At 55.0% G+C, this 19,647-nt stretch carries 15 protein-coding genes; 11 read left to right on the top strand and 4 right to left on the bottom strand.

The features are described from left to right. Positions 1-68: 68 nt before the first annotated feature. The 4 genes from C0058_RS01390 (at position 69) to C0058_RS01405 (ending at position 5,551) form a co-directional block, all read left to right on the top strand. Complete coding sequence (locus C0058_RS01390) at positions 69-2,978, top strand: aminotransferase (protein ID WP_102367899.1); 2,910 nt, start codon at positions 69-71, stop codon at positions 2,976-2,978. Between the two features lie 125 nt (positions 2,979-3,103). Next, positions 3,104-3,982 (top strand): N-carbamoylputrescine amidase, encoded by an 879-nt coding sequence (gene aguB, locus C0058_RS01395; RefSeq protein ID WP_008435737.1) that lies wholly within the window; start codon positions 3,104-3,106, stop codon positions 3,980-3,982. A 6-nt stretch (positions 3,983-3,988) separates the two neighbouring features. Further along, positions 3,989-5,095, top strand: a complete 1,107-nt coding sequence (aguA, locus tag C0058_RS01400) for an agmatine deiminase (RefSeq protein WP_102367900.1) — start codon at positions 3,989-3,991, stop codon at positions 5,093-5,095. Positions 5,096-5,338: 243 nt separating this feature from the next. Further along, positions 5,339-5,551 (top strand): hypothetical protein, encoded by a 213-nt coding sequence (locus C0058_RS01405; protein WP_003213240.1) that lies wholly within the window; start codon positions 5,339-5,341, stop codon positions 5,549-5,551. A 169-nt stretch (positions 5,552-5,720) separates the two neighbouring features. Here C0058_RS01405 and C0058_RS01410 read toward each other — a convergent pair whose 3' ends face one another. After that, entirely contained in the window at positions 5,721-7,793 is a 2,073-nt protein-coding gene (locus C0058_RS01410) for a TonB-dependent siderophore receptor (protein ID WP_102367901.1), read from the bottom strand. Between the two features lie 227 nt (positions 7,794-8,020). On the opposite strand from C0058_RS01410, the gene C0058_RS01415 reads away from it, so the two are divergent. Beyond that, positions 8,021-8,728 carry a DsbA family protein gene (locus tag C0058_RS01415; protein WP_102367902.1) on the top strand — a complete coding sequence of 236 codons (708 nt, stop codon included), beginning with the start codon at positions 8,021-8,023 and terminating at the stop codon, positions 8,726-8,728. 272 nt (positions 8,729-9,000) lie between these two features. After that, positions 9,001-10,287, top strand: coding sequence for an OprD family porin (locus C0058_RS01420; RefSeq protein WP_003218115.1), 1,287 nt, complete (start codon positions 9,001-9,003; stop codon positions 10,285-10,287). A 72-nt stretch (positions 10,288-10,359) separates the two neighbouring features. Here the strand turns inward: C0058_RS01420 and C0058_RS01425 are convergent, their stop codons facing one another. Then, complete coding sequence (locus C0058_RS01425) at positions 10,360-11,133, bottom strand: alpha/beta fold hydrolase (protein ID WP_174717769.1); 774 nt, start codon at positions 11,131-11,133, stop codon at positions 10,360-10,362. A 258-nt stretch (positions 11,134-11,391) separates the two neighbouring features. On the opposite strand from C0058_RS01425, the gene C0058_RS01430 reads away from it, so the two are divergent. The 3 genes from C0058_RS01430 to C0058_RS01440 are packed head-to-tail and all read left to right on the top strand — an operon-like array spanning position 11,392 to position 12,996. Further along, entirely contained in the window at positions 11,392-11,607 is a 216-nt protein-coding gene (locus tag C0058_RS01430) for a 4-oxalocrotonate tautomerase family protein (RefSeq protein WP_003218111.1), read from the top strand. Beyond that, positions 11,604-12,254, top strand: a complete 651-nt coding sequence (locus C0058_RS01435; protein ID WP_102367903.1) for a DsbA family oxidoreductase — start codon at positions 11,604-11,606, stop codon at positions 12,252-12,254. The genes C0058_RS01430 and C0058_RS01435 overlap by 4 nt, the downstream gene beginning before the upstream one ends. A gap of 31 nt (positions 12,255-12,285) precedes the next feature. After that, positions 12,286-12,996: an SDR family NAD(P)-dependent oxidoreductase gene (locus C0058_RS01440; RefSeq protein WP_003218108.1), complete on the top strand. Its 711-nt coding sequence runs from the start codon at positions 12,286-12,288 to the stop codon at positions 12,994-12,996. Between the two features lie 166 nt (positions 12,997-13,162). On the opposite strand, the gene C0058_RS01445 is transcribed toward C0058_RS01440, so the two are convergent. Further along, a complete protein-coding gene (locus tag C0058_RS01445) occupies positions 13,163-13,444 on the bottom strand; it encodes a DUF3077 domain-containing protein (protein ID WP_102370209.1) in 282 nt (93 codons plus the stop codon). Positions 13,445-14,394: 950 nt separating this feature from the next. Here C0058_RS01445 and C0058_RS01455 point away from each other — a divergent pair. Then, entirely contained in the window at positions 14,395-15,642 is a 1,248-nt protein-coding gene (locus tag C0058_RS01455) for an HAD hydrolase-like protein (protein ID WP_102367905.1), read from the top strand. Then, positions 15,639-17,375: a DNA-processing protein DprA gene (locus tag C0058_RS01460; protein WP_102367906.1), complete on the top strand. Its 1,737-nt coding sequence runs from the start codon at positions 15,639-15,641 to the stop codon at positions 17,373-17,375. Before C0058_RS01455 ends, C0058_RS01460 begins: the two co-directional genes overlap by 4 nt. Positions 17,376-17,488: 113 nt before the next feature. On the opposite strand, the gene C0058_RS01465 is transcribed toward C0058_RS01460, so the two are convergent. After that, positions 17,489-19,492 carry an ATP-binding protein gene (locus tag C0058_RS01465; RefSeq protein ID WP_102367907.1) on the bottom strand — a complete coding sequence of 668 codons (2,004 nt, stop codon included), beginning with the start codon at positions 19,490-19,492 and terminating at the stop codon, positions 17,489-17,491. Between the last annotated feature and the right edge of the window lie 155 nt (positions 19,493-19,647).

Here is a 19,647-nt window from a genome sequence, read left to right on the forward strand (position 1 = left end):
TGGGGGTTGCGTAACCCCCGTCAACAATGGCGATATAAGCGCCTGATAAAAAAGCCAGGGGTCTTCACATGTTGCTCGCCACGTTGATTCATCGCGCCAGCCTGCCTTGCCCGCAAGTCGGGCCTGTGCCTGCGACGCAGCTACTTGAGCAGCATTACGGCCTGGGTGGGGCGTTGCAGTCCCTCGGCAGCCAGCAAGACCTCAACTACCGTATCGACAGCGAGCGTGGCCGCTTTGTGCTGAAAATCTGCCGGGGCGACTACGCCGCCGTCGAGCTGCAGGCCCAGCACGCCGCTTTGAAGCATCTGCAGGGCCATTCGGATGTACGGGTGCCCAAGGTGATCTCGTCGCTTGCTGGCGAAGAACTGCTGACCGAGACCGTCGCCGGGCAAACCGTGCACCTGCGGTTGCTGGACTACATCGACGGCCAGCCGCTGACCCATCTGCCCCATCTGGGGCGCGAGGTGATCGCAGGCTTCGGCGAACTCTGCGGGCGGATGAGCCAGGCGCTGGCCGACTTCGAGCATCCGGGCCTGGAACGTACCCTGCAATGGGACCCACGCCATGCCCTTGAGCTGATCACTCATTTGCTGTCGACCCTCGAAAACCTCCCGCATCGGGCCGGGCTGGAGCGCGTGGTGGAGCAGGTCGGGCAGCGTCTGCTGCCGTTGGCCGACCGCCTGCCCTGGCAAGCCGTGCACATGGACATCACCGATGACAACGTGGTCTGGCAGCGTGATGCCCAGCGGCATTGGCAGATTGAAGGCGTGATCGATTTTGGCGACCTGGTGCGCACCTGGCGCATTGCCGACCTGTCGGTGACCTGCGCGGCGCTGCTGCATCATGCCGAGGGTGATCCGTTCGCAATCCTGCCGGCGATCCAGGCGTGCCACCGGATCACGCCGTTGCAGCGCGAAGAGTTGCAGGTGCTATGGCCGCTGATCGTCGCGCGGGCCGCGGTGTTGGTGCTGAGCAGTGAACAGCAGCAACGCCTGGACCCGGATAACGCGTACCTGTTGAAGAATGCCGAGCATGAGTGGGAAATTTTCCACGTAGCCACCTCGGTGCCCTTTGAATTGATGGAGGCGGCGATCCTGAACTGCGTCGGTGCCGAATTGCCGCCGATTGTCGGTGAAGGCTTCGCGCCTTTGTTGCCGGGGCTCGTTGGGCGTGAATTCGCGTTGATCGATCTGGGCGTGCTCAGCCCGCATTTCGAGGCCGGTAACTGGGAACAGGAGGGCATTGATCGCCGATTGCTGGAACAAGCGGCCGTGGTCCATGGCCTGGCAGCCAGTCGTTATGGTCAATACCGTCTGTCCCGCACCCAACCCGACAGTGCCGTCGAGCCCGACACCTTCGCGCTTCACGTAGAACTGCACATGCCCTTGGGCGCCACGGTGGAAGCACCGTTCGCCGGCACCTTGCGCCATGGCGCCGACGGCCTGCTGAGCCTGCATAGCGCCCAGTTGAGTGTTCGGTTGTGGAACGTGAACGCCTTGTTGAAGCACGGCGCCGCAGTGGTAAAAGGCCAGGTAATCGGCGACGTGGTCGCGCCGCTGACAGTACAACTGTGCCGCGCCGAGCTTGAGCCGCCGCTGTTCTGCACGCCTTCCCGGGCGGCGGCATGGCAAGCGTTGTGCCCATCCCCGGCTACCTTGCTGGGGCTGGCCTGCGACGCCGAGCCGGAGCTCGACCCCGAAGCCCTGCTGGCGCGCCGGGACGCCAGCTTCGCCCGCTCGCAGAAGCACTATTACGTCGACCCGCCGCGCATCGAGCGCGGCTGGCGCAACCACCTGATCGACATGCAGGGCCGTTCCTACCTCGACATGCTCAACAACGTCGCCGTCCTCGGCCACGGTCACCCGCGCATGGCCGAGGTGGCGGCGCGGCAATGGTCGCTGCTCAACACCAACTCGCGCTTCCACTATGCGGCGATTGCCGAATTCTCCGAGCGTTTGCTGGCGCTGGCGCCGGACTCCATGGACCGGGTGTTCCTGGTCAACAGCGGTACCGAGGCCAACGACCTGGCGATTCGCCTGGCCTGGGCCTACAGCGGCGGGCGCGACATGCTCAGCGTGCTGGAGGCCTATCACGGCTGGTCGGTGGCGGCGGATGCGGTGTCGACCTCGATTGCCGACAACCCCCAGGCCTTGAGCAGCCGCCCGGACTGGGTGCACCCGGTGACCGCGCCGAATACCTATCGCGGCGAGTTTCGCGGGCAGGACAGCGCCCCCGACTACGTACGCAGCGTGGAACACAACCTGGCGAAAATCGCCGCGCAGAATCGCCAGCTGGCGGGTTTCATTTGCGAGCCGGTGTATGGCAATGCCGGCGGGATTTCCTTGCCGCCGGGATATTTGCAGCAGGTGTACGCGCTGGTTCGTGAGCAGGGCGGCGTGTGCATCGCCGACGAAGTGCAGGTGGGCTACGGCCGCATGGGGCATTTCTTCTGGGGCTTTGAAGAGCAGGGCGTGGTGCCGGACATCATCACCATGGCCAAGGGCATGGGCAATGGCCAGCCGTTGGGCGCGGTGATCACCCGCCGGGAAATCGCCGAGGCGCTGGAGGCCGAGGGTTACTTCTTCTCCTCATCGGGAGGCAGCCCGGTGAGTTGCCGGATCGGCATGGCGGTGCTGGATGTGATGGAGGAAGAAAAGCTGTGGGAAAACGCCCAGGAGGTGGGCGGACACTTCAAGGCGCGGTTGGAGGCGCTGGTCGAGCAGTATCCATTGGTGGGCGCGGTGCATGGTTCCGGGTTTTACCTGGGGCTGGAATTGGTCCGCGATCGACAGACCCTGGAACCGGCCACCGAAGAGACCGCGCTGCTGTGTGACCGGCTGCGGGAACTGGGGATCTTCATGCAGCCCACCGGCGACTACCTGAACATCCTCAAGATCAAGCCGCCGATGGTCACCTCACGGCACAGTGTGGATTTCTTCGTCGACATGCTGGCGAAGGTTCTAGAGGAAGGCTTGTAACAATAAACTCGATTGTTATCGGTAAAATTTGATCATTTTTCGATGAGTGGATATTTATTAGCTTCAAAAGCCGATTTTTATCCGCTATAAAGGCGTCCACTTGCCCGCCGCCGAGGAGATGATTCATGAGCCGTATCGTTACCGTTGCCGCGACCCAGATGGCTTGTTCCTGGGACCTTGATGCCAATCTCGAAACCGCTGAAAGGCTGGTGCGTGAGGCCGCCGCCAAGGGCGCGCAGATCATCCTGATCCAGGAACTGTTCGAGGCCCCGTACTTCTGCCAGAAGCCGAACCCGGACTACCTGCAACTGGCGACCACGGTTGAAGATAACGTCGCGATCAAGCACTTCCAGAAGGTCGCCCGGGAACTGCAGGTGGTGTTGCCCATCAGTTTCTATGAACTGGCCGGCCGCGCGCGTTTCAACAGCATTGCGATCATCGACGCGGACGGCTCCAACCTCGGGATTTATCGGAAAAGCCACATCCCGGACGGCCCGGGCTACCATGAAAAGTATTACTTCAACCCCGGCGACACCGGCTTCAAGGTGTGGAACACCCGCTATGCGAAGATCGGCGTGGGCATCTGCTGGGACCAGTGGTTCCCGGAAGCCGCCCGCAGCATGGCGCTGCAAGGCGCGGAAATCCTGTTCTACCCGACCGCCATCGGCAGCGAGCCCCACGACAAGACAATTTCTTCCCGTGACCACTGGCAGCGGGTACAGCAAGGCCATGCCGGCGCCAACCTGATGCCGCTGATCGCCAGCAACCGCATCGGTAACGAAGAGCAAGACGGCTACGACATCACCTTCTACGGCTCGTCCTTCATTGCCAATCAGTTCGGCGAGAAAGTAGAAGAACTCAACGAAACCGAAGAAGGCATCCTGGTGCACCGCTTCGATCTCGATGAACTTGAACACATTCGCAGCGCCTGGGGTTCGTTCCGCGACCGCCGTCCGAACCTGTATGGTGCGCTTAAAACCCTCGACGGTTCCCTGGAGTCCTGAATCGCCATGACCACTTTGCACAGCACCCCCCGCGCCGACGGCTTCTACATGCCTGCCGAATGGGCGCCACAGACCCAAACCTGGATGATCTGGCCCGAGCGCCCGGACAACTGGCGCCTGGGCGGCAAGCCGGCGCAGGCCGCCCATGTGGCGGTGGCCAAGGCCATTGCACGTTTTGAACCGGTGACCGTGGCGGTCTCGGCCGGCCAGTACGAAAACGCCCGGGCGCGCCTGGACGTGCCGAATATTCGCCTGGTGGAAATGTCCAGCGACGACGCCTGGGTCCGCGATACCGGGCCGACCTTCGTGATCAACAACAGCGGTGAAGTGCGCGGTGTGAACTGGGACTTCAACGCCTGGGGCGGTTTTGATGGTGGCTTGTACTCGCCGTGGAACCGCGACTCCCAGGTGGGCGGCAAGATCCTCGAGATCGAGCGCAGCCCGCGTTATCGCACCGAAGGGTTTGTGCTGGAAGGCGGTTCGATCCACGTCGACGGCGAAGGCACCCTGATCACCACCGAAGAATGCCTGCTTAACCGCAATCGCAACCCGCACCTGCAGCGTGAGGAAATCGAAGCGGTGCTCAGCGCCAACCTGGCGGTGGATAAGATCATCTGGTTGCCGGATGGCCTGTTCAACGACGAAACCGATGGGCATGTGGATAACTTCTGCTGCTACGTACGCCCGGGCGAAGTGTTGCTGGCCTGGACCGACGACCCGCAAGACCCGAACTATGCGCGCTGCCATGCCGCCATGGACGTACTGCAAAGCAGCACCGACGCCCAGGGCCGCTCGTTCACAGTGCATAAAATGCCGATCCCGGGGCCGCTGTACGCCACCGAGGAAGAATGCGCAGGCGTGGACCCGGTAGACGGCACCCAGGAGCGCAATCCCACCGTGCGGTTGGCCGGTTCCTACGTCAACTTCCTGATCGTCAACGGCGGCATCATCGCGCCGAGTTTCGACGACCCGCTGGACAGCCGCGCCAAGGAGATTCTGCAGAACCTGTTCCCGCAGCATGAAGTGGTGATGGTGCCTGGCCGCGAACTGTTACTGGGGGGCGGCAACATCCACTGCCTGACCCAGCAACAGCCGGCCCCGCACAAAAACTGAGTGCACTTGTAACAGCCTGGTGCCGGGTTTAACGGCAATCGAGTGCGCCATGTTTTGCGCGCTCACGGCAAGCCCGCGGCCCGTCAGGTTCGCGGGCTTTTTTGTGTGCATGTGCCGACAAACCGGGCACATTGGCATAGCTCTTGTATCGCTGTTGCGACACACAGCACGGTGTATGACTAAGCGGTTCTGTCATAAACCTTGAGTAAGTTAGCCGCTCATGCCGTCGGAGAGAGCGCTGAAATGAATGCCGATATCAACCTGATGTACACGCGCACGTTCCACCCTTTGCGGGTGAACGGTGACGCGATCCACGCGCTGGCGCTCTGGTTGAAGGCAAACGGTTCGCGGCAGATCAGGACGCCCGACCCGCGCCGGGTGATGAGCGAACGGTACCCGGCGGGGCTGTTCAGCGAGGACGAGGTGCAGGCGTTGTGTGAATTGATGCAAGGCTGACGGTTGTTTTCAATGTTGCACTGGACCTTGTGGTGAGGGAGCTTGCTCCCGCTGGGCTGCGCAGCAGCCCCAAAACAGATCATCGAGTTCTATCTGAAAAAACACAGTCGCCTATTTTGGGGGCGCTTCGCACCCCAGCGGGAGCAAGCTCCCTCGCCACGCAAGCCTGTTAGAAGCTATAGGTGCCAGTCACCACCAAGCTGCGCGGGTCGCCGAACTGAATCTGCGCTGCACTCGTCGCTGACGCGTAGTACGTCTTGTCGCTGATATTGTTCAGCGCCGCCCGCACATCCCATTCCTTCTGCCGAAACCCGGCCAGTGCGTCCCAGCGCCCATAACCCGGCAACGCCACCGTGTTGGCGTTATCCGCATAACGCTCACCCACCAGCGTCAGCCCGGTTTCCGCGTACCAGCCCATCTCCGGTTTCCAGGTGACGAACAGGCTCGCGTTGCGCTTGGCCACGTCGCTGATGCGCTTGCCTTCAAAGCCATTGTTGTCTTTCACCACCGTGGCGTCCTGCAGGCCGACGCCACCGCGCACGTACCAGTTGCCGACGATCTTGCCGGTAGCGGTCAACTCCACGCCACGGGAACGCTGCTCGCCGCTGAGCAGGGTGATGGTCGGGTCCAGCGGGTCGCGGGTGCGGCGGTTGTAGAGCTCCAGTTCATACACCGCCAGGGTGGTGCTCAGGCGGTCGTCGAGCCAGTCGCTCTTGACCCCGATTTCCTTCTGTTTGGTCAGCTCCGGGCTCAGGTCGTTGGCGTTGCCCGTGGCATTGGGCGTGATGCCGATCAGGCCGCCGCCGGTCGGCGAGAACGTCTTGCTCCACGAGGCATAGAACGAATGGTGTTCCAGCGGCGTCCAGACCAGGCCCACGCGCGGGCTGGTGCTGTGGCTCACGACCTGTTCCGAGGCGTTGGTCAGTTTGTTGGTGGACTCCACATCAAAGCGGTCATAGCGCAAACCGGCGAGCAGTTGCCATTGATCGTTCAGGCGCAGTTGGTCCTGCACATACACTCCCTGGCTTTGCGCTTCGGTGTGACTGCTGCTGAATGCCGGCAGGCGACCGTAGTGGCGCAGGTCCGGGTTGGGGTTGTACACATCCACGCTCGGCACAGCGGCGAGCGGCGCTCGATAGAGTTTCGGGTCACGGCGCTGGTTGCCCAATTCCACTCCGGTGAGCAAGCGATGCTCCAGGCCGAAGGTGGTGAAGCCGCCTTCCAGTTCGACGTTGTTGAGGATGTTGCGGGTGGTCAAGTCCTGCTGCCAGCGCTGGCGCCCGACCTTGCCGGTTTTTGGGTCGTAGCTGACGGCATAAGTGTTATCGAAGTCGCTGTCCAGGGTGAACACGCCCAACGTATGGCGCAGTTGCCAACTGTCGTTCAGCTCATAGGCAAGCCGCGAACGCAGGGATTGGGACGTGTCGTCGATGTAATCGCGCTTGTCACCATAAGTGGTGCCGCGGCTGACATCCGCCGGCCGCCCATTGACCCCGGGAATGCCCCGGTCCGGCGTGCGGTTGTAGCGGCTGTATTCGTACTGCACCAGCCAGTTCAGGTCGGGGCTCAGTTGCCAGCTCATGGACGGTGCAAACAGTTGGCGATTGCCGCTGACGCCGTCGCGGAAACTGTTGTTGTCCTGGTTGCCCATGTTCAGGCGCAGGCTGATGGTGTCGGTGGGGTCGGTGCTGAGGTCCGCGTACAGGCTGCGCAAATCATTGCTGCCGCCCTGGGCCTCGATGCTGGAGGCGCGACCGGCCTGGGGCAGCTTGCTCACCCGGTTGACGATGCCGCCCTGGCCGCCGCGGCCGTACAACACGGCTGCCGGGCCCTTGAGTACTTCGATGCGTTCGATGTTGTGCAGGTCGCGCACGTATTGGCTGTCGTCGCGAACGCCGTCCAGGTAGAAGTCGTTGCTGGCGTCGAAGCCGCGGATGCGCAGGCTGTCGAACCGTGTGTCGGCGCCGCTGCTGACGTTGGGTATACCGCTCAAGGCCTGGCCCAGGTCATTGGTGCCGTAGGAACGCAGGTTGTCGGTTTTTACCGAGTCGATGGCCTGGGGCACATAACGCACGGGTGTGGCCGTGCGGGTGGCGGTGCTGGTTTCCTTGACGCGCGGGTCGTCCTCGTCAGCTTCGGCGCTCACGGAGGTTTCCGGCAGGACAGTGGCAGCGCAGGTAAATCCGGCAGACAGCAGGACAGAGAGCCCAAGGGTCATGGGCGTCAGGCGAAGGGCAGGCATCGGGGTGTGTATCCAAAAAGGTTGGCAGGATAAAAGCGCGTTAATGATAATGCTTACTATTTGCGCAGGTTATCTATTCCTGGGCGGACCTTTCTGAAAAATGTTACGGCGTATGTTTTTCAAGGGTATTCGACCGATTCTCGAAACAGTCTGAAAGCCGATCCGGGGTTTTTCCCAATTGTGCGTAAGACTAATCTGCCGGTCATCAACATCCATCGGAGCCCGCCATGTCGGCAGCCACACTTCACTACATTTACGACCCGCTGTGCGGCTGGTGTTACGGCGCCGAGCCGCTGCTGAGCGCCGCCCGGAGCGTGTTATCAATCCAGTTGCACGGCGGCGGCATGATGACCGGCGCGAATCGTCAATCCGTATCGCCGCAGTTGCGTGACTACGTAATGCCCCACGACCGGCGCATCGCCGAGTACACCGGGCAACCGTTTGGCGAGGCGTATTTCGAAGGTTTGTTGCGGGACCACGGTGCGGTGTTCGATTCAGCCCCGCCGACCAGCGCCGTGCTGGCCGCAGAAAAAATCGCCGGTCGAGGCCTGGAACTGCTGGCGCGTCTGCAAACGGCGCACTACGTCGAAGGTCGCCGAATTGCCGATAAGGACGTGCTGCTGACCCTGGCCGAATCCATCGGTTTGGATCCCCAAGCCTTCACCGCCGCTTTCAGTGAAATCCTTGGCGCAGCAACTCAAGCGCACATCAATGACAGCCGCCAATGGCTGGCAAAAGTCGGCGGCCAGGGCTTCCCCACACTGGCCCTGGAGCAGAATGGGCAACTGCAATTGCTCGATATCAGCCCCTGGTTGGGCAAGCCAGAAGCCTTCGTTGAGTGGCTGAGACAAAGAGTCGCAATTTCGATTCAACCCACCCAATCGAGTGCACCAATGTGTGGCCTGCAGGGGTGTGCAGATCCAGGAAGCGCTTGATAGAGCCTTGCGCAATGATGGCTATTTAATGTTTCTTAGACTTTTTTAGCCTAAATACAGAAGATTCACGAAATTGACACACAGTAAAGGGCGCGGATAGGATTCGCCCCAACGCCTGTGGCTAACCGCCATGACTTCCCCAATAAAAAAAGGCCCGCGGCATTTCACGTCGTCCGCGGGCCTTTTTTTATCTGGGAAAGTCGACACCAGAAAAGCAACACGGAGCCTGGTGTCACAGCGCGTACTCAACCAGTAATAAGGAATATAAGAAAATGTTGAAGCAACGGATGGGGCTGATCGCTCTGGGGATTTTGAGCGCTACGCAAGCAATGGCTGACGACCAATCCCAATCGAAGGGTTTTGTTGAAGACAGCCACCTGAACATCGCGGCACGCAACGCTTACATCAGCCGCGACTACAAAAACGGCAAGCAAGACAAAGCCGAATGGGGCCAGGGCTTCATCGGCAAGTTCGAATCCGGTTTCACCCAAGGCACCGTCGGTGTGGGTGTGGACGTGATCGGCCAATACGCCATTCGCCTGGATGGTGGTAAAGGTCGCAGCGGCGCTGGCGGTATCGACTTCTTCAAGCAAGGCGACAGCGGCGAAGCGGCCAACGACCTGGCCAAGGGCGGCGCTGCCGTCAAGGCACGCATCTCCAACACCGTGATCAAGTACGGTGATCAGATGCCAGCCGTGCCGGTCCTGGAATACGACAACTCCCGCCTGTTGTCCGAAACCTATACCGGTACCTCGATCGTCTCCAAGGAAATCGCCGGCCTGCAACTGGACGCTGGTCACTTCACCAAGGAAGCTCGCAAGAGCGCCGAGGGTTCCGACAGTGGCGCGCTGAAAAGCATCGACTACATCGGCGGTAGCTACAAATTCACTGAAAGCCTGTCGGCAGCGCTCTACGCTTCCAACATGCAGGACGTGCTGAAGAAGCAATACGTCAACGTCAACTACGTGCTGGCCCTGCCAGAGAAGCAATCGTTGACCTTCGACTTCAACGGCTACAAGACCAAGCTCGACCGTAGCTTCGCCCTGGAAAACCAAGGTGACGCCGACGCTCGCGACAACAAAATCTGGAGCCTGGGCGCCACGTGGGCCGTTGGCCCGCACAGCTTCACCGTGGCTCACCAGCGCAGCACCGGTGACACCGGTTACCTGTACGGCGGCTACCGCAACGCAGGCGGCATCGGCGACGGTGGCAACACCATCCTGCTGGCCAACTCCTACTGGTCTGACTTCAACGGCAAGGACGAGCGCTCCTGGCAAGCAGGCTACGGCCTGGACTTCAGCGCCTTCGGCGTGCCTGGCCTGACCTACAACATCGCCTACGTGCGCGGCACCAACATTGACGACGGTTCCAACCGCGGCAGTGGCACCGAGCGTGAAATCTTCAACCAGTTCAAATACGTAGTACAGAGCGGCCCGGCCAAAGACCTGAGCCTGCGTGCCCGTGCGTCGTGGTTGCGCGTTTCCAACAACGCCAGCAACTACAACGTGGGTGGTAACGAGATCCGCCTGTTCGCCGACTACCCAATCAACGTTTTCTAATTGATTCGGCGTCGCGCCTGATTCAAGGCGATAAAAAACCCCGACTGGTTCGGGGTTTTTTTATGCCTGCGATCAGCGCTTGCTGGCGGCTGCGATGATCACATCTGCGACCTTTTGCGGCTGCGACAGCATCGGCACATGGCTGGTTTGCACCACGGTGGTGGTGGCATTGATTTTCTTCGCGTAGGCCTGCTCCAGGCCCGGGTCGATCATGCGGTCCTTGGCGGCGACGATGTAATAGTTGGGTTTGGTTTTCCAGGCGGCGACCGTGATTTTATCGTCGAACGCCTTGCCCAGAATCGGCCCCTGGGTCACGGCAATCAGGTTGGCCTGGTCGGCAGGCAAGTCCTGGGCGAAGTTTTTCGCCACGGACGCGGCGGGCAAATACAAGTAGCCGGAAGCGTCGGCACTGATGGTCTCGAGACCCGGCGGGGTTGGGTAGCCTTTCTCGGACTCGGCAGAACTCTGGCCCTCGGACGGCGCGAACGCGGCCACATAAACCAGTGCCTTGACCTTGTCGCTGGTGCCGCCCTGAGTGATCACACTGCCGGCCCACGAATGGCCCACCAGAACCACCCGCCCACTCTGGGCATCAATCACCCGCTGGGCGGCGGCCACATCATCGGCCAGGGACGTCAGCGGGTTTTGCACCGCCACCACCTTCAAGCCTTTGGCCTGCAACAGCGGAATCACCTTGTTCCAGCTGGAGCCATCGGCAAAGGCGCCGTGTACCAGCACCACGGTGGTGTCCGACAGCGCCGGTGTGGCGGCATAGGCCTGGCCGGTGAGCATCGCGGCGGCCATCAGTGTAGGCAGCAACAGGGTTTTGAATGTGGATTTAAGCATGTGGGGCACGTCCGTAAGTGAGGGGTTATCGGCCAGCACTCAAGGCGTTTGCAGCCTGCCTTAAGCATGTAGGCAAGACGCGCGGGGAGGGCGGTTATTCCAGGGAGCAGTAAAAAAACGCAGCGCCGGACGTCTCGATTGATTACATAGCATCACTAATGAAGTACTCCGCCCCACCTTTATCCACCTCAGGCAACCTCTTAAATTGGCCTCACTGCCTGCCCACCATGTCGATGGGCAAGTCACTGGAGCCTTGTCATGCCATTTGTCAGCGTACGTATCACCCGCGACGGCGTTACCTCGGAGCAGAAAGCCCAGGTCATTGCCGAGATCACCGAAACCCTCGAACGCGTCCTCAACAAACGCCCCGACCTGACCCACATCGTCATCGAAGAAGTCGACACCGATAACTGGGGCTACGCCGGCATCACCACCACCCAGTACCGCAAACAGCTCGCGGAAAACCCGTCATGAGCACGCCTGTCACCATCGACTTCATCTCCGACGTGGTGTGCCCGTGGTGCGCCCTCGGCGCCACCGCCCTGGAGCAAGCCATCGACAACCTGGCGGGCGAAGTGAAGGTTGAACTGACCTTCAAACCCTTCGAACTCAACCCCGACATGCCGGCCGAAGGCGAAAACGCCGTCGCCCACATGATGCGCAAATACGGGCGCAGCGCCGAGGAAGTTGCCAGCGGCAAAAGGATGCTGATGGAGCGCGGCGCGGCCATCGGCTTCACCTTCGACCTGGAAAAGCGCAGCCACTTCTACAACACCTTCGACGCCCATCGGTTGCTGTTTTGGGCGTTGCAGCAAGGGCGCCAGCTCGAGCTGAAAAAGGCGCTGTTGCGCGGGTATTTCAGCGATGGCCAGAACGTCAGCGATCACGAAACCCTGGCGCGTCTGGCCGCCGAAGCCGGGCTGGATATTGAAGGCGCACGACGGGTGCTGGGCTCTACCGCCTACGCCAATGAAGTGCGCGAGCTGGAAGCGTTCTACCGCGAGCACGGCATCAACTCCGTACCGGCCATGGTCCTCAATGGCCGCCAGCTGGTCTCCGGGTCGCAATCCGTCAGTTACTACGAACAGATGCTGCGGGAAATGTCCGCCGCGGCTGCTTGAACCATCCCATTTTCCCTATAGAGGTTTCATCATGAGCAATTCGAAAAAAGTCGTTGTGATCACCGGCGCATCCCAAGGCCTGGGCGCTGCTGCAGTGAAGGCTTACCGCGAGCTGGATTACCGCGTGGTTGCCACCTCCCGTTCGATCAAACCGTCGACGGATCCGGACATCCTCACCGTGGCCGGCGACATCGCCGACCCGGCCACCGCCGAGCGCGTCATCCGCGAAGGCGTAGCGCGTTTTGGCCGTATCGACAGCCTGATCAACAACGCCGGGATCTTCGTCGCCAAACCGTTCACCAGCTACACCCACGAAGACTACGTAAACGTGTTGGCGGTGAACCTGAACGGGTTCTTCTACATCACCCAACTGGCGATTACCGAGATGCTGAAACAGGGCGCCGGGCACATCGTCAACATCACCACCAGCCTGGTGGACCACGCGATTGATGGCGTGCCGTCGGTGCTGGCCTCGCTGACCAAAGGCGGGCTGAACTCGGCGACCAAATCGCTGGCGATTGAATACGCCAAGCGCGGGATTCGCGTGAATGCGGTGAGCCCGGGGATTATCAAGACGCCGATGCATGGGGAAGAGACGCATGCGGCGCTGGGCAGCCTGCATCCGGTGGGGCACATGGGTGAAGCGCGGGATATTGCGCAGGCGATTGTGTACCTGGAATCGGCTGGGTTTGTGACCGGGGAAATTCTGCATGTGGACGGTGGGCAGAGTGCTGGGCACTAAGCGATACGGCTGAATAAAAAATGCCCCGGACCGTGATGGTTCGGGGCGTTTTTTGTGTGGCGGCTTCTAGCCAGACACTCTAAAACAAACAACAAAGAACAAATGTGGGAGCCGGGCTTGCCCGCGATGGCGATGGCCCAGCCAACACACTCACAACCTGACACACCTACAGATTATTGCCCGGCGACTCCAACACCTTCACCACATCATCAATCACTGCCTTGCTCATCTCCTGCAGATAGTGCGAAGCCCAGGCGTACCGGTCCGTATCCCGAATCATCGCCGCGTCCTCCGCCAACAGCTTGGCCACATGCAGCAAATCGGAAACGTGAGACAGCGCTTCGCTCAGGGAAACCCCGCTGTTAACGCGGAACAGAGGCTGGTCGGAATGGAATGAAAAAGGGGTAACGCCGAGGGTAGTGAAGCCAGACGGATTTGGAGCGCTCATCGGTAAAACTCCCATATCTAGTGAGAGCTACCACGTTCGTTATCAGGCGAATGGGTGGCAGCTGTGCGCAGGCTGATAAACCGGAGATACAGGAACCCGGCAGACCCGAAGGTCTCCCACGCACAGCCGCCATTGCACGAAATGGTGGGCGTAAAAAAACGCCTGCACATCGTGGTTGTGGGGCGCTGTTGCGCCTGCATCTTGCCGGGTTATCAGGCCCGATCGCTGAATTGGCAGCGACGGGGGAGGGTAGCGTGGTGGTGGGGTGGGTGCAACTGGGGAAATAGTTGTTTCGTTTTTCTGCTGCCGTGCTTGCTTCTGGCGGCCTGAAGATGAGTCTGTCGCGTCTTCTCAGAACGCGGAGCTTGAAGGGCAGGTTTGCCATTCCTGCAGCCAGCTCAGGATGAAAAATCGTGCGGCTCGTGCAGTTATGCCGTTTTATGGATACGTCATAATTATTGGCTACCCATAATTTCGCATAAAACGCTGAAGGCGGGACTTCGCTACGGGAATTGGTCTATCTGGAGGCTCACCGGCTTGTTCAGTTTGGGCGCCAGGCGTAGACAGAATATGAACACCCCAGAAACAACAAAGCCCCCGCATTTCTGCGAGGGCTTCGTTTTGTATGGTGCGGCACCAGGAGTCGAAAAACGTCTTAACTTATTGAAAATAATGGATTTTATTTTCTTATTAATTAATTCTACCTCATGAACTATCCTTGTGGACAGCCAAATGATGCTGTCATCCGTGGGGCGAGGGGGGAGATATAGGAGCCAGTCAATAGGCAGTGGTGACAATAATAATAAGACCATTGGACCTACTTTGGGGTGGTGGTGCTTGTTGACGTGCAATGGCAAAAAAGTTAATTTTTAACTGTTAAGATTAGGTCTCACTTCACCGGCTTGTAAGATAATCAAATCAGGGATGTAAAATTGCGTAGGAAACGAATTATGTTTGAGCTTTGCTTGTTTGATCTTGATGAGACTTTGATTAAAACTGAAGATTTAAAAGAAGTGCGCGAGGCGTGTAAGCGCAATCAGAATCCTGCCCACCTTCAGAAGGTGGTAGACGGATTGAAGTCTAAAAAAGATCGATGCATTTACAGTTTAGAAATATTGAATTTGATTAGGTCGACATACCCGAAGCTCAAGATAGGTGTTTTTACAAGATCTCCAAATAGCTACGCGAAAACCGTACTAGATTGGGCATACCCGGGTTTTAACTGGGATATTTTAGTTGCCTATGAAGATGTGAGGCATACAAAGCCTTATGGAGAAGGTATCAAGAAAGCCATGACGGCTTTCAATATTGAATATTTAGATCGGGTAATGCTTGTTGGCGACAATGACGCCGATGTTCGCGCCGCTTATAACTGTGGGTGCTTGGTTACTTTAGATAAGGGAGCATGGCCTTATAAGTGGGGCCAAGAGCACTGGAGGGCATTAGATTACATACCCGATGCAGTGATCAGTGCTCCTGAGCAAATTATTGAGGTTTTGGCTAATCCGGTGGCTTTTCTCCCTGCCTTAGAGCGGGCTTTTGCTGGTGATGAATCGAAAGAAAACACCACTCGGTTTGATAAGGTAAATTATTTTGTCGCTAAGACCGCCGGTGGCGACAATACGGCCTATCCTATTTTTGTTTGCGGTCGTTCTTTTGCGAATTATGACTCGATAAGCGAGCGAAAAAAATGGCATGAGCTTACCGAGTCTATTGAAAAAAATAAAGATTCTGACGAGTTTCCGGTAGAGTGGGTGGAAACAGTAAGAGTCTTTATAAGAAAAAATTACATGGCCTTTTTTAGACCTATAAATATTGTTATTTCAGTCGTCCCTCATAGGCCTGGTCGAAAACCACGTTTAGAAAACTTTTTGACTCAGCTCAAAAAGTCGTTTGAAGAAGTACCTATGCTGAATTACAATGTCTCTATTGCACCTAAGTTGCTAGAGTATAAGGTGGGTGTAAAGTCTCAGCACAACGATCATCTCGGGCGAGATGATAGATTTATTAATGTACGAGATCATTTGGTTGTTAAGATGCCGGAGCTTATAGTTGCTGGTACTTACTTTCTTGTCATTGATGACGTGACAACTACCGGAGCGTCATTGATTTATGCGTCTAAATATCTGAAGGCGGCTGGCGCTATAGACGTTAAATGTCTCTCAATGGCTAAAAATATTGGTAACTTGTATACATGAGTACAATTTCGAGTTCGACGCAGTTTTTTCTAGCGCTTTCAATGCTTAAAGGCGTCGGGCCTGTTACGTTGCGGAAAATAGCCCGCGGATATCATTTGAATGAAATTGATATCGAAGTGGTAGCAAGTAATACCCCGCAAATTGCTAAGGCGCTACTAAGCGCAGATGCTTGGTCAAACGCTTTGCGGGAAGCGGAAAGACAAATTGAGCAAGCCTGCCAACATCAATCCCGTATTATATCTCCATGTGATAGCGACTACCCAAAATTGCTTTCTATCACAAAGGATGATCCTTTTATATTGTATATAAAGGGCGCCTTAGCTAAAAACCCAGAAAAGTCGGTAGCTATTATTGGGACACGTGAACCGACTCCTCATGGACAAATCATTGCGACAAGAATTACGCAATTTTTCGTTGAAGAAGGCTGGAGTATTGTCAGTGGATTGGCTATCGGATGTGATGGTATCGCGCATCAGGCTGCTTTAGATGCAGGAGGACATACAGTCGCCGTATTAGCTCATGGACTTCATACTGTTGCACCTTCTCGTCACAAAAAGCTAGCAGAAAACATAGTTGAAGCTGGTGGAGCGTTAATAAGTGAATACCCTTTTGGCCAAGATATCCAAAAACAACAGTATGTTAAACGTGATCGGACCCAAGCGGGCTTAGCGCAAGGTGTAGTCATGGTCCAATCTGACATTATTGGTGGAAGCTTGCATGCGTCACGCGCTGCAATAGACTATGGACGTTGGCTTGCTGTGCCATATCCCACTGGCAAGGACTTGGAGAACAAGGAGCTCAAAGTACAAGCAAATTTAGTAATTGCAGATGCGGGCGATGCGGAGAGAGTGGCTCTACTTAGGTGTTCGTTGAAGGATCTGTCTCTTGTTAAGGTCCTGCGCAGTAAGGAAGACTATTTTTCAATGCTTTTTCCGCGAGCCGGCGGCGAAACTGCGACGTCTCAGCTAGATACTTTTGACCAAGTTGATTCCGGTCGTCATATTACTCACGTTACTCCAGCGTCCGAAAATAAAATCAGTATTGAAATATCAAACCCCGCGCCCAATGCAGGTATGGGAACTGATGCTTTGCTCACGGAGCAAATACACATTTTTGATGAGACTAAGAAGGGTGATGCGTCAGTCTCTGTGGTTTCAAGTAATACGTCATCCCAGCACTTGGCAGAGAATATAAAACAATATCGTATCGTTTTGTTCAGAGTGGGTGGGAATCCAATAAGGATCGTGGGTGCAGAATCACTTGATTTTAAGAGGTATAAACCCCTTGAGTCCTCGCTTGAAGGTGCAGACGTATCGAGTTTGTTGGGGGCTAGACTAGGATATATTCAAGGCAAGATTGATGAACTCCTAATTGTTTCTAATGTTGAAGGTTTTAAATCGTCTTTTTTGATTGAAGATATAGTTAGCCATATTGAGAGGGTGATTGATCTTTTAAAGCTATCCATCACTCTCAATAGCTATAGTGAGAAGCGCATAGACTTTGATAAATGCGAGGTTAAGTGTTATCTACGCAATGATAACGTCTCGTCGGCATCGGTGATTGGCTCAGGCTTTAATGTTCCGCTCGAGAGAGTATTAGACGGTTTTCTAACTTTTCCATATAAATCGGGGGGCGCCCATCTTATTGAAGAGGTTGATGGGGGAGTCGTATATCTCGAAGATCTAGTAGAAGCGTTTAATAAGATTGTTAGTCGGACCTGTATGGCGGGCTAGTTTATATGGGTTTTAACAGATTGCTAGTTTGGATTTGATCATACCTAAAAGATGCTCGTTATTTGGCGCATAGATTTTAGGTATGATTTCCTCGCTGAATGTGTAAATTTGCTCTATGCCTGCTCTGTAGTTTGACCTTGTAAATTTGTAATTAGATCTATCTTAGGTGTCTCTTCGAGTGATTCCCTTTGAGTTCTTAAATTGTCAAGAAGGTAATCATTGGTTAACGAGAATTCGTCGAATATCGTGAACCAGTTCTTAACGTATGCCTTAATTTTTCCGTCTTTTGTTACTAGCCCAGGTTCGCCGTGCATTTGCATGCCTTTCATTCGACTCCCGATAGAGTAGTCGCTCTTAGATATACTCCGCCCCACCAGTATCAATTCAAAGCGCATTAACTCGCTGCTAAATATGGGGTAATTACTTAATATGCTTGCATACTCGTCAAGTTGTCGAAGGTGGTTGTGATTCAACGCAATGCCTGGGCGTTTTATTTCTATGATCACACATCTATAGAATTTCTTTCCCTGAGGATCAAACTCAGGTTTCTTTCTAGCCAAAAACAAATCGACCTGCCGATTTGCTCCTATAATATCAATTCCTTCTGCAAGAGCATCCTCTTCAATCTTGTGTATCCCAGCTATCTTTTCGCGCAGAGCTTTCGTGGTTTTTGTAAATGAGTCTTCTTCTGCGCCGAGAATGTCGTATGAAGGACCAAAAAGCCAAGTGTGGTTTTCGATTATTTTTTGTAGGTCAGGAGTTTCTTTAGTTTCTTTGTAGTGAACTTCCATTACTTCTTTTAACTGGTTAACGGCGAGTTCTCGGCGTTGTAGAATTTCAATTGTACTAATTATATGTTCAAGTTTTGAGCGCTGTAGCTGATCTGCAAAGGAATTTAATGTCTTTTGGTCTAAGTCCATTACGCTATCTAGGACATCTAACAGGCTGTCGTTTTGATTAGATACGAGAATTTTGTCCAAAAGCCTTACGATTATTTTACTTTGTTTAGGCTTTAATTTGTTGAAGATAGATGGGTCAGCTAAAAGGATATCTCTTAGTACGGACTTAAGGAATCCCAAACGCCATTTTGCATAATCAGCCTCCTCATGCTTGTACTCTGGGAATATCCCTTGGCTTTCGAAGTTTTCTATTTGTTGATCAGCCTGGGCTCGAAGAAAGTCGTAATAAATTATCTGGGTGAAGCTTACTGCTTCAGCTAGTAATTTTTTCCATACGGGGGATGATTGATTGTGGCCGTCTTGGGAAACTAGGTCCTCTTCGACATCTTCAAATTTTTCTGCCCATGGCGATGTTATATATATGCTTGGGTAGAAATTTGGTTTTTTATTGAACTTGCTGTATTGTTTGTGAATTATTTTGTTTTCAGAGTTTAGCAGGTAGTTATATGACTGCTCGGAGCCCGGTTTATTGTTCCATCGTATTACGCGTAGCTTGAATTCATTGCCTTCAATTTCACAACTGTGAATTCTAATTTCATGACTTGGAATTTCAATTTCTTTATCGTTAAGAAATAGTGATTTTTTAGTGTTTAGAGCTAGAAACCAGCTAAATTCGGTTGCCAGCTTACTTGCAAGTATTTCGTCGTTTGGTAAGTTTTTTGTGAATTCTGAAAGTTCTACACATGTGCCACTTTTTTTGGATGATAAGAGAGCGTGCTGATTTGAGACTTCTAGATGTCTAATTTTAAAATCTTTGATGTTAAGATCGCTGATTGATATTTTTGCATCGCCGTCTTCGTTTCTAGTGAACCAGGTCGCATCTTTACAGATACTGTGGAAGGCTAAGCGACCTCGTCCATGCGATCCGTGCTGAGTTTGATCATCTTTTTTCTGTGATTCGTTGAATTTCGCAAAGTTGTTTTTATGGTTTTTATAATCTATCCCCTCTCCGTCATCTAAGACTGTTACTGAACTGGGGGTTTCTAATTCGTCTCTAGTTATTTTGATTTTAATTGACGAAGCTTTGGCGTCGAAACCATTCCAAACTAATTCAAATAATGTTTGCCATGGTTCAAAGTTTCGAAAATGTTTTCGAATCCCTTCTCCAGTGATCTCCGTGGATCCTATAAAATCCACCCTTTCAGGATTCGTACTCATTTTTTTTCCCTATTGTTCAAGCTCAGTCCGGAAGATAGTCCATTAGTATTTATGCTAGCTATTTTTCTGATGATCCATGTGCATGGTTTAATTATAATAAGAGGCGTAAACCTAAAGTGTTACCATACTGGAAGAGATATCAGATCTGCAATTAA

The organism is Pseudomonas sp. NC02 (assembly GCF_002874965.1).
Classification (GTDB): Bacteria; Pseudomonadota; Gammaproteobacteria; order Pseudomonadales; family Pseudomonadaceae; genus Aquipseudomonas.